Source organism: Acinetobacter sp. NEB149 (assembly GCF_012516415.1).
GTDB lineage: Bacteria > Pseudomonadota > Gammaproteobacteria > Pseudomonadales > Moraxellaceae > Acinetobacter > Acinetobacter lwoffii_V.
This window is the reverse complement of sequence record NZ_CP051212.1, coordinates 1-10,328: the sequence shown is the minus strand read 5'-3', so window position 1 is coordinate 10,328 and position 10,328 is coordinate 1. Positions and strand designations below refer to the sequence as shown.

12 protein-coding genes are annotated in these 10,328 nt (G+C 36.3%); 6 read left to right on the top strand and 6 right to left on the bottom strand.

Annotation, left to right across the window (positions count from 1 at the left end; genetic code table 11):
• Positions 1-268 (bottom strand): MobA/MobL family protein (locus HGD77_RS16870; RefSeq protein ID WP_168731082.1); only part of this gene is annotated, 268 nt, incomplete at its 3' end.
• Between the two features lie 210 nt (positions 269-478).
• On the opposite strand from HGD77_RS16870, the gene HGD77_RS16865 reads away from it, so the two are divergent.
• Positions 479-745: a mobilization protein gene (locus HGD77_RS16865; protein ID WP_168731083.1), complete on the top strand. Its 267-nt coding sequence runs from the start codon at positions 479-481 to the stop codon at positions 743-745.
• Between the two features lie 39 nt (positions 746-784).
• Positions 785-907, top strand: coding sequence for a YHYH domain-containing protein (locus HGD77_RS17315; RefSeq protein WP_168731081.1), 123 nt, complete (start codon positions 785-787; stop codon positions 905-907).
• A 122-nt stretch (positions 908-1,029) separates the two neighbouring features.
• Here the strand turns inward: HGD77_RS17315 and HGD77_RS16855 are convergent, their stop codons facing one another.
• Both HGD77_RS16855 and HGD77_RS16850 read right to left on the bottom strand, forming a co-directional pair.
• On the bottom strand, positions 1,030-1,764 hold the full coding sequence (locus HGD77_RS16855) for a DUF3944 domain-containing protein (protein ID WP_168731080.1): 735 nt from the start codon (positions 1,762-1,764) through the stop codon (positions 1,030-1,032).
• A 15-nt stretch (positions 1,765-1,779) separates the two neighbouring features.
• Positions 1,780-2,040, bottom strand: a complete 261-nt coding sequence (locus HGD77_RS16850) for a DUF4258 domain-containing protein (RefSeq protein ID WP_168731079.1) — start codon at positions 2,038-2,040, stop codon at positions 1,780-1,782.
• Between the two features lie 146 nt (positions 2,041-2,186).
• On the opposite strand from HGD77_RS16850, the gene HGD77_RS16845 reads away from it, so the two are divergent.
• The 4 genes from HGD77_RS16845 (at position 2,187) to HGD77_RS16835 (ending at position 6,869) form a co-directional block, all read left to right on the top strand.
• A complete protein-coding gene (locus HGD77_RS16845; protein ID WP_228761489.1) occupies positions 2,187-4,055 on the top strand; it encodes a dynamin family protein in 1,869 nt (622 codons plus the stop codon).
• Between the two features lie 92 nt (positions 4,056-4,147).
• Positions 4,148-4,333: a hypothetical protein gene (locus HGD77_RS17120; protein ID WP_228761488.1), complete on the top strand. Its 186-nt coding sequence runs from the start codon at positions 4,148-4,150 to the stop codon at positions 4,331-4,333.
• Between the two features lie 623 nt (positions 4,334-4,956).
• On the top strand, positions 4,957-5,166 hold the full coding sequence (locus HGD77_RS16840) for a hypothetical protein (protein ID WP_005249157.1): 210 nt from the start codon (positions 4,957-4,959) through the stop codon (positions 5,164-5,166).
• A gap of 248 nt (positions 5,167-5,414) precedes the next feature.
• Positions 5,415-6,869 carry a SulP family inorganic anion transporter gene (locus tag HGD77_RS16835; RefSeq protein ID WP_005249159.1) on the top strand — a complete coding sequence of 485 codons (1,455 nt, stop codon included), beginning with the start codon at positions 5,415-5,417 and terminating at the stop codon, positions 6,867-6,869.
• Positions 6,870-7,151: 282 nt separating this feature from the next.
• Here HGD77_RS16835 and HGD77_RS16830 read toward each other — a convergent pair whose 3' ends face one another.
• The 3 genes from HGD77_RS16830 to HGD77_RS16820 all read right to left on the bottom strand — a co-directional run.
• Entirely contained in the window at positions 7,152-7,679 is a 528-nt protein-coding gene (locus tag HGD77_RS16830; RefSeq protein ID WP_034705876.1) for a plasmid replication DNA-binding protein, read from the bottom strand.
• A gap of 78 nt (positions 7,680-7,757) precedes the next feature.
• The gene (gene repM / locus HGD77_RS16825) at positions 7,758-8,687 is read right to left on the bottom strand and encodes a replication initiation protein RepM (protein WP_034705878.1); all 930 of its coding nucleotides are present in this window, start codon (positions 8,685-8,687) and stop codon (positions 7,758-7,760) included.
• Positions 8,688-9,234: 547 nt separating this feature from the next.
• Positions 9,235-10,328 (bottom strand): MobA/MobL family protein (locus tag HGD77_RS16820; RefSeq protein ID WP_168731078.1); only part of this gene is annotated, 1,094 nt, incomplete at its 5' end.

Here is a 10,328-nt window from a genome sequence, read left to right as displayed (position 1 = left end):
TTTCAAATTCCCGGGCGACTGTCGAGTTTTTTCGGGTTTCCCGTTGTTCAACTTCGTTCCAGAGTTTTTCCCGATTTTTTAAATGTTCTGGTGCGCCTTCGGGTAAATAAATTTCTTTGTATTCCACACCGGTTTTTCGGCTGTAGTCATGTTCTCGGCCTTCACGTTCACAATAGATCTTTTCACCTGCCCGATAGGCAATCGCAGCAGTGGCGGAACGCCCTGCTGATCGTGCTACGGTTTTGACTGAAAAGTGGTAAATCGCCATGTCTATTTTTCGCTTTTAAATTTTCACGTAGTGAAATACAACCGTATTCACGGTTGTCGGGGTATTGGGGAGACCCCAATCGGACTTGCAAACAGAGTTTGCATAAGTGCGCTCTTCGAGGAAATCATTACTATACATATAGCACCTTGAAAGTCAGATTCAAGTGCGCTTATGTTAGTGATTATTTCCCTGCGTGATGGTATTGGTTGTATGGTTAAATCAGAATTATTAGATGAGAAGATTAAAGCTCAAGAAGAAAAGTTGAAGCAGTTAAAAGCGCAACGTCAGGCTATGTTAGCCAGAGAAAAGGCGAAGGAAAAACAACAGGCACGTAAGGATGATACTCGACGTAAGATTTTAATTGGATCTTGCATGCTAAAAATCACCGAAGAAGATGAGCAAGCACATGCGAAATTGATTGCACAGATGGATAAGTATTTAACAGATGAACGGGATAGAAAGCTATTTAGTTTATAAGTTATAGTTTGATTTCTAGTCTAAATTAGAGTTCAAATAGTGAAAAAAATTGTGGTTGTATTATTACTGACGCTAGTGACAGCTCAAGTATTTGCATCGAGTGGAAGAACGAATTCTCAAGGATGTCATAACTCACAAACAGAAGGATATCACTGTCATTAATCGGGGGTAAAAAGCCCTGATACGTGCTTTTTCTGAATTTCGTAGATGAGATTTTATGTTAAGTAAGTGATCAAAAGGCCCATTAGTAAGGCCTCTCGTAACGTATATTTCAATCTTAAAAATTAAATAGAATTGTCTTGTGAATGTTTTTTTCGTAATACTGCTATTTGTATTACAGCAGGTAGAGTTACTCGAAAAGCAGGTCCAGCTATATCAATTAAAGTCCAAGCTCCAGTAATAACCCAACCTACCGGACCTGTTAAGAGTGACATAGTTCTGGCTAAGGTAGCATTCGCAGCCAAAGTTAATCCCTTACCAAATAATGCTCGACTGATAGCATTAGCAATGATTAATGTTAATTGATAGGATTTGAACCCTCCTGCACGAAAAATAGCTTGAAAAACTCCCAGTAATGCTTCAGCAGAGTAATTTAGATCATTAATATCAAGCTCTTTTGCTAGTTCTTTTAATTCCTCTTGTGACATTTTTTCTAGAGCATCATGGAGAATTTTTAATAATAAATTGTTTTCGATAAATTCTGTTTTTGCATCTTTGTTGTAATTTACCTTTAGTTTATCACAGACATCCATTAACACTTCACGATAGAAAACACCTTTTCCTCCCCGAAACATTGTTGCGAAACTATTTGCGCCAAAACATTGAAGTTCTGCGGCTATTAATTCCCAGTATTTACTATGATTCGGAAAATGTAACTTATACGCATCTGAATAAGTTAGTTCTTCAGTAAGTCTAGTTTCTCCATCTTTATCATGGGTTAGACAATATACTAGATCATCTAAATCAGTTGATTTAAGATGCCCTAAAAATTCAAGATCGAAATCAGTTCTATAAGCCATGTAATTTCCTCGTTCTTAATAAGCTTTATAGCTTTCATAGTCATAAGTTGTGATTACAGAACTATTATCTGTCACCACAACTACCCCACCCTTATCGATTAACTTTTTAGCTAAGGCTAGCTGTTTAGTTAGATGCTTAATTACTTTGTTTAAAAGTTTTCTATTAGTGACATAAGCATCGCCATCTATACTTCCATAATTCAAAGTGAATTCGATCATTTCTTTTGAAATTCCACGAGTATTCATGCGATTAATTGAATGATATGTATATTTCATAGTTAACCCTCGTTTTATCTAGAGCCAGAATAAGTAAATTAAAAAAAATATGCAACACATGCATAATAAATATTTTTTACCCTAAAATATTGAGTATTGTATTTTTTTTGGGTATTCTTATTTTTTTAATAAATAAGATTTGAATTATGAATATTGATAATTTAGTAAATTTGAAAGAAATGAGAACTTTGGCTGAAATTTCACAAGCTGAAATGGCTAAAGCTTTAGATGTTTCACAAAGTCAAATTTCAAGATATGAAGAAGATCCTGAAGATGTTCCAATTAAAATTTTAAAAAAGTGGGCTGAAATATGTGGATTTTTAGAAGGTAAATTAGAACCAATTACAGTTGGACATCCTTATTTAGATATCCAAAATAAAAAAAAGATTATATATGAGCAATTAAAATATGCCCCAGTAATTACAGAATCTAGTTCTGGAGTTATTGAGACGCTGAATGTTGATAATCTTATTTCTAATCTTGATCAAATTTCTAGAAAACCTCGTTTAGGTGTTTTTGGCCACTTTGATATGGGAAAATCTAGATTATGTAATGTTTTACTAGGAGATAGCTGTTTACCAACGAGATATCAACCCACTACTAGTGTGGCATGTATCTTACGTCATATATCGGATAAACCATCTTGGCAAATAGAAGATGTATGGATGATGGATAAAGATTTTAATATTCATAAGATTAACGATGAAGAACATTGTAAAAGCCATCGTGTTAAAGCAGGAAACTTAGCTTCGTTAGAGAGCTATGTTACACACCAAGATGATGAAGACTTAGATAGCCATTATGCGGTGCTTTATATCGATGCTCCGATTCTCCTAGCATGTGATTTAGTGGATATGCCAGGTTATGGAAATGATGAAAATGATTCTAAAAGAACCGAATTGGCAACAACTTTTGTAGATATCGTTTTATACCTTTCTACAGCTCCAGGCTTTCTAGGTCAAAATGAATTAGATTATATTGGTAGCTTAATAAATGTACTGCCATCCTATGAAAGTGAAAAAATTAGATCTTTAGATAACTTATTTATTATAGCGACACGATCAGATATTATTGAAAATCAAAATGATATTTTTAATATATTAAATAGAGCTGCTAAAAGAGCATTTAAACATCTTGAGTATAAATTTGAAGACAGAGGGGCTGAAGAAGAAGTTACAGAGGAGTATCTCCGCAGTCGTTTCTTTACTTTTTCAGCCGATAAGAAGTACTTACGTGCAGAATTTGAAAAGAATTTAGTCAATTTATTACAAGATCGCTTACCTTCTTTAGTCTCAGAAAAATTTAATACTTCCTTTCAAGAAAGTCTTGAAGCCCTTTCTCATAAATATAAAAATTTAACTGAAAATCTGGATAATATTCTTAATCAACATGAACAGATGAAAATTCAATTGGAGTCCATGAAAGAAGACGAAAAAGTTGATTCAATAAATAGGAAAAAACACAAAGAGAAGATATTAAAAGATATCGAAATATACAAAAACGAATGTATTTCAGAGGTCAAAGTTGTCACAAAAAAGTATTTAACTATTGATTATATTGAAAGCATGATTAAATCCAGATATGAGAACAAAAAAGATGCTCAGCAATTAGCTGCAAGCTATTTATCAGACTTAATACAATTTTCTATTAATAAAAAAGTTAAAGAGAAATCTGTAGAATTATCAAAGCAAATTGATGATTTATTAAACGAATATGATAAAAAACAAGGATTTAGTAACGACTTAAAATTGAATTTTGACTCTAAAACTATTTTTATGGGAGCTGTAGCAAGCTTAACAACGTTTGGAGCATTAGCCACATGGGCTAGTATTGTTGCAGCTGGCAGTAACTTAGGAGCCTATTTGCTTGTTCCAACAGTAGTAAGCTTTTTATCTAGTATAGGTGTTAGTGTAGGCGGAACTGCTGCAGCTGCTAGTATCGTTGCAGTTTTAGGTGGCCCAATTACAATTGGTATTGGAATCGCTGTAGTAATAGGGGAATCTTCGCATGGTTAACAGGTTCTAGTTGGCAGAAAAAAATTGCTAAAAAGCTTGTTGATTTATTTGAAAAAGAGGATTTTGAAAATAAATTAATAAAAGGTATAAGTGTGTATTGGAATGATACCTCTAAGGCTTTCGAAAGTGCTGCAAATGAAACTGAAAAAAAATTTCAAGATGAAGTTTCTAATTTAGAAAATAGTCTTAATTGTCTAGATGATGCTACTTTAAAAGAGCACAAAGATTACTACACTGCTTTAAATTTCTTTTTAAAAAACTTAATAGCAAAATTCTGATTTATAAATAATAAAAAACCCCGGCATCCTGCCAGGGTTTTTTATTGGAACTTTAGGTCTGTGCTGTCTTAGTGCTTGTCGTATCTGGCCCCATCCTGGTGCTCATTCTTTGTAATTCTAAGGAACATCCTGTTCCTGACCAATTAATCATATGAAAATTCACCTATCTTGGACAGCCGCAAAGGGCCGAGATTGATGTGCGCCAAAGCGTACAAAATAGCCTAAATTTTATCCCCAGCAATTGGGGATAGTTTCGCAACTTGGATCCGTATGAAATGGGCACTGATTCCGGAATTGATCATTTATTGATCAATTTTAATGGCAAAATGTTACAGATTCGCTTAAAAACTCATCAACTTATTACAAAAGCCATTTTTTGTGCATTTTGTGATCAGGGTTAAATTTTTAAGTTATTGATATTTATATTCATATACAAATGTACTTCGTATAACCGCCATTATGTTAAATGGATGGCATTTGGGAGATATTATTTATTCTTTCAATAGGCAGAAACTTGCAGAATTTTTCTTAATTTGTAATCCTTTCGGCTAAGGGTGTCTAGCGTAGCTAAGACAGGTATTAGTTATAGTCGGGCCGCTATAATACGGATGACGAGTGCCTGTATGTTTAACCTAAATATCTTTAATAAGATCTCTAGCGAAGTATTGACCATCAAAAATGATCTTGAGCTGAATTCTGAAAATCAACTGATAACTAAGTATAAGACTTCTACTTCTGAAGATTATAAACAGGCTATTGTTTTGATTTTTAAAGAACGTGGCTATACACGTTTGGAAATAGGTCAATTACTTAGGGAGCCAAAAGCTTCATAAAATACCGATTAAACAAAGCTTGGATATAACATCCAGGCTTTATAAAAAAGTACCTAGCTGTTACCCTTGTCCTGATTTTTTTACTCTAAACCTTCTTTCATCTTATGACACTTACGCCACCTTAAGTTTATTTACCGTCTTAAATCTGTAAATAACTCATCACTGTCTAGTGATGTGGTGTAGTCGCTTGTGTGTTGTATATATCACATCACTAGCCTATCTGAAAAATTAAAAAACAGGCTATGTTTATGTTGTCTAATGTCCGAGAACAGTGGTTCTCTAACATCCGTGGGGATGTACTTGCTGGATTAGTCGTCGGTCTTGCACTCATCCCTGAAGCCATCGCATTTTCAATTATTGCAGGTGTAGATCCTAAAGTCGGTCTATACGCATCTTTCTGTATAGCCGTCGTGATTTCTTTCGTAGGCGGTCGTCCAGCTATGATTTCAGCAGCTACAGGGGCTATGGCACTGCTCATGGTTACTTTGGTCAAAGAGCATGGGCTTGAATACCTGCTTGCAGCAACAATTTTGACGGGTGTAATTCAAATAATGGCTGGCTATTTAAAGCTCGCCAAGTTAATGCGATTTGTATCTAAATCTGTGGTTATTGGATTCGTAAATGCGTTAGCAATTTTAATTTTTATGGCTCAGCTGCCTGAACTGATTAATGTGACCTGGCATGTATATGCTTTAGTTGCTTTAGGTTTGGCGATTATTTATCTCTTCCCTATGATTCCCAAATTAGGAAAATTATTGCCTTCTCCACTTGTCTGCATCATTGCAATCACATTACTGGCAATTGCTCTAGGAATTGATGTAAGAACTGTGGGTGATATGGGATCGTTACCTGACACACTTCCAATGTTCTTGATTCCAAATATTCCTTTGAATATTGAAACATTGATGATTATTTTGCCTTATTCAGTCGCACTGGCGGCTGTAGGTTTACTTGAATCGATGATGACAGCAACCATCGTGGATGAAATGACAGATACACCAAGTGATAAATTCCAAGAATGTAAAGGACAAGGTATCGCGAATATTGCTTCTGGCTTTATGGGGGGGATGGCCGGTTGTGCCATGATTGGTCAATCCATGATTAACGTGAAATCGGGTGGTCTTACACGCTTATCAACATTCTCTGCGGGTATTTTTCTTCTTATTCTGGTTGTATTTATCAGCGATTGGCTCAAAGTGATTCCAATGGCTGCATTGGTAGCGGTAATGATCATGGTCTCTATCAGTACCTTTGAATGGAGTTCTGTCACTCAGTTAAAAGATAATCCTAAGAGCAGTAATATCGTCATGATTGCGACTGTGATTGTAGTTGTTGCTACGCATAACCTGGCTTTGGGTGTGTTAACAGGCGTATTACTTTCAGCTTTGTTCCTAGCGAATAAACTTGAAAATGATATCCAAGTAATAGCATCTTTTGAAGGAACAGCCCGTTTATATGATTTGAGAGGTCAGATCTTCTTTAGTTCTTCTGAAAAATTCATGCAAGGGTTTGACTTTAAAGAGGATGTAAAGGATGTGATTATTGATTTGACCCATTCTCACATTTGGGATGTAACATCAGTCGCCATGCTTGATTCTGTTGTAAATAAATTCCAAAAGAATAGTGTGAATGTCACTGTGCGTGGCTTAAATGAAGCCAGCTCTATCATGATTGATAAGTATGGAACACATGCCAGAATCTAAGTGCAGGAGATTTTACGTTTATGTAGAATCTCTAAAATTAACATAATACACCTTATACGAAATGCTTAATATTTATCTTTAAATATCAGTATATTAAACAAAGCCGTTCTGGAGTATAGGGCACCAGAACGGCTTTTTATTGATTATTCATGTTCCACGATCACTAATTGAGCGATGTTCCACGGTTTTATTCAGTTTTAATAAACATCATCCGGTTTTTTGGTGAGTCATTATTTCATGTGCTTGCACTGAAATTGGCTCATCAAAAAATTGGAGTCCTGGCTAACCATAAGGAAGGAAAAAACGGCTCAGGAAGCCCCTCTTTTTAGGTTCAGGCTCTATATGCTCTGGAACAGGGATACGTTTGTTCTCTGCAGTAGTCAATCCGTCCTCTTTTTTTGGTGGAACTATGATTACTTCTTCCTTCATTTCTACAATGGGAGCTGATTTGGGGAGTTCGGGTTCACTAGGGTCTTGGATTTTTGGTTTGGGTGCTTCCAGTAGACGTTGCATCGTCTCAATTTGATTTTGATAAAAGGCTTCACGCTCTTTTGCATCATCAAGCTGATTTTTCAGCATGTCTATCTGTTGCCTAAGTAGTAAAACTTCTGCCGAATTTGGACTGTCTATTTTTACAGACTCTTTGACATCTAGTTTTTTTGAAGGCTCACCAAAAACACGGATAGCCTCGGCTAGATCAATTTTATTATCAGAATTTTTACTTAAAATTCCTTTCTTTATGTTGTTGTAAATCGTTTGTCTATTGATATTGTAAAGCTTAGAAAGCTCAAGAACTGTAAGGCTTTTCATGTTGTAAATCTATGCCTAAACCTGTCAAAAGTTGTTGTCTATTAGACTGCCTAATAGACAAATGATCAAGTATGAATTTTAAGCAGCTTGATAGCCAACTTTTTGAAGATAAGGGAATAATTCTTGGAATTTTTCACTATCCTGAAGCATTTCAGCAATACGTATAGCGAATTGTGGATAGCTTTCTGTACCCTGAGAATACTTACCCATTTCTGGTAGTTCAGAAAGTTTAGTAGCGAATAAGTGGCGTTGCTTATCTGTCATCCTCGAAAACAGATCAGTTGTATTAGGGTCTCTATTAGTTTCTATAGATCGAATAGTTGCTTTCTTTGACTTAAAGCTAAAAGAAAATCCTGAGATTGAACGACCTTTTTTATGCTGTTCGTATTTAACAGTTATATCCGAAAATTCGTTGATTTGATCTACTGCAATATCTAAAACACGTCTCTTAAATGCTTCCATTCGAGTGTATTCGTTAACACCTATACCAAGTTGGCTACGAAATTTATTTAATTCATAAACAGGCGTTTTCCCTACAGACTTCCATTGCATTAAGAGTTCATAAAGACGTACCGCATAAACGCTTTTGAAGTCAGCAGTTTTTTTCAAATGATAACTAGTAAAGTACTGTTCAAACCCATCTATTTTAGTGACATGTTCAATTACCACACGAGTTAAGGTAACTAAAATTCTTCCTTCACCTTTCCGATAATTAGCATCTTGAATCCAGCGACTTTTTGTTAAAGTTCCATCTTCATTGGTAATCGTAAATTGTCTTTTAAAAAGAGAATCTTCTGCTTCAATTAATGCTAAATAAGCTGCATCTGGAGAAACGTTAAATGCTTTAGCATATCTAAGAGCATTTAATTCTAAAGGTTCATCTGTTGATAATCCTTGTCCAGTCTCACGAGCGTCTACAATTGCGAGCTGAAGTAAACGGGTTTCGCTTAAAGTAAGTGTCTGTAAAGCTTGTACAAGTTTATTAGATTTTACGACCAAGTCTGTCATGTCATTCTATTTAGCAACAATTTTATTATGTTGCTATAACAACATAATAAATATTTGTTGTCAAATACCGAGGAAACGTTGCTATATAACCGAGGAAACGTTGCTATATAACCGAGGAAACGTTGCTATATAACCGAGGAAACGTTGCTATATAAAGCTTGAAAGCCTTATAAACAAAAGGATTCAGTCAAGTTAAAAACATTTAAAAACTTTAAAAATAATTAAAAGCATATTTCATGAAAAATTGCCCTTGGTTTTCGCTTCGCTCAAACTCTATTGAATCTCGCTTTCGCTCGATTCGTCGGGGCAATTTTTGGTTCATATTTTCGTGAATTTGAGAAAAAGCAAAAAGGAAGATCAAAAGCAACTCGGAATTCGCTTCGCTCATCAGCTTTTTTTCTCGCTACGCTCGGTTTAGGGATCAAACTTGGAAAGTTCGCACCCATTCGGGATGCTCTGCCATGCAGGTGATTGATGGATAGGGAGCTTGTAATCAGGGAAAGGAAAGGGCAAATTTTCTCAGTTCGCTCGTAGACACTCGCTCTGTTTATCGACTCATGCCACGAGATTTCATTCTAGGCGCATGTTGCTGTGCTTTGAGCTGTTGTTCTTGTCTGAGTTTCATCTGTTGTTCTGCTTTGATTTCATTCACACATTTCTTAATAACTTGATAGGTTGAGTATAGAGTTTGGTATTGCTTGGCTTTGGCCGGATGTTGTTGTTGATACTGCTTCCAGGCATGTTCTTTGAACTTTTCATTTTCCAATAAATCCTTCACACCATGTTTTTTCTGGTGTTCATGCTGACCTTTCAGCTTTTTGTGTTCCTGATAAATCTCGTCACGTTGGGCTTCCCAGGCTTTTTTTCCAAACAGTAAGGGTTTGTTCTGGGTTAATTCGTTGTGTTGATCGACCAGGCTTTGCAATCTGTCATGACTTTGCTTGAGTCGACTCTTCACGATGTCCTGGGCAAGCTGCTGATTGAACTCGTTTTCATGTTTTTGCATCTTGCCCAAGGTGTTTTCTGCCTTTTTAAAAACATCCTGCATAAATTCTAGGTCTAGATTCGCGTCTTTTGCGCTGATTTCGCGATTTAGCACTTTGCCAAGGGTTTCCCTCTGTTTTTCTTCAAATAGGGCTTTTTCGTCAATTGGTGGCGTTTTAGCACTATTTTTGATTTGGATCTGCTGTTCAGTTTTTAGTGTATTGAGTTTGATCTCATTTTCAGCAATCAGCAGATCCATATTTTTGCCGTATTGCAACTGAGCCTGATTTCTCTGTTTGATTTCGTCATTGCTTCGGCTGATTTCGGTCTCAATCCCTTTTCGGCGCAGTTCGGTGACTTTCGGCCCTTCGTGCAGCGTGGCTTCTAAACCATTCTCCTGGTCTTTGTAGCTGCGGTGGTCGACTCGGGCAGTGTATCCAGCCAGATCCAGGTGCATATTGCAGATATCGGCAAAGTGTTCGCGCCAGTGTTCGATTTCTCCACTGTGTTTCTGATCCAGTTCTCGGGTTTTCTCGGTGAAGCCTTCCGGAGTAAGTTTGCGTGTGCTCATCAGGATATGCGCGTGATAATTGCGCTCATCACTGCCGGATCCAGTATGCGGTGCATGAATACAGGCATCGACTGCTACCTGATGTC

Bases quoted from the DNA above. Each gene is read 5' to 3' on its own strand.
- repM (WP_034705878.1), bottom strand. From the start codon at position 8,687: ATGACAGACTTGGTCGTAAAATCTAATAAACTTGTACAAGCTTTACAG.
- HGD77_RS16855 (WP_168731080.1), bottom strand. From the start codon at position 1,764: ATGGCTTATAGAACTGATTTCGATCTTGAATTTTTAGGGCATCTTAAA.
- HGD77_RS16850 (WP_168731079.1), bottom strand. From the start codon at position 2,040: ATGAAATATACATATCATTCAATTAATCGCATGAATACTCGTGGAATT.
- HGD77_RS16845 (WP_228761489.1), top strand. From the start codon at position 2,187: ATGAATATTGATAATTTAGTAAATTTGAAAGAAATGAGAACTTTGGCT.
- HGD77_RS16840 (WP_005249157.1), top strand. From the start codon at position 4,957: ATGTTTAACCTAAATATCTTTAATAAGATCTCTAGCGAAGTATTGACC.
- HGD77_RS16835 (WP_005249159.1), top strand. From the start codon at position 5,415: ATGTTGTCTAATGTCCGAGAACAGTGGTTCTCTAACATCCGTGGGGAT.
- HGD77_RS16830 (WP_034705876.1), bottom strand. From the start codon at position 7,679: ATGAAAAGCCTTACAGTTCTTGAGCTTTCTAAGCTTTACAATATCAAT.
- HGD77_RS16865 (WP_168731083.1), top strand. From the start codon at position 479: ATGGTTAAATCAGAATTATTAGATGAGAAGATTAAAGCTCAAGAAGAA.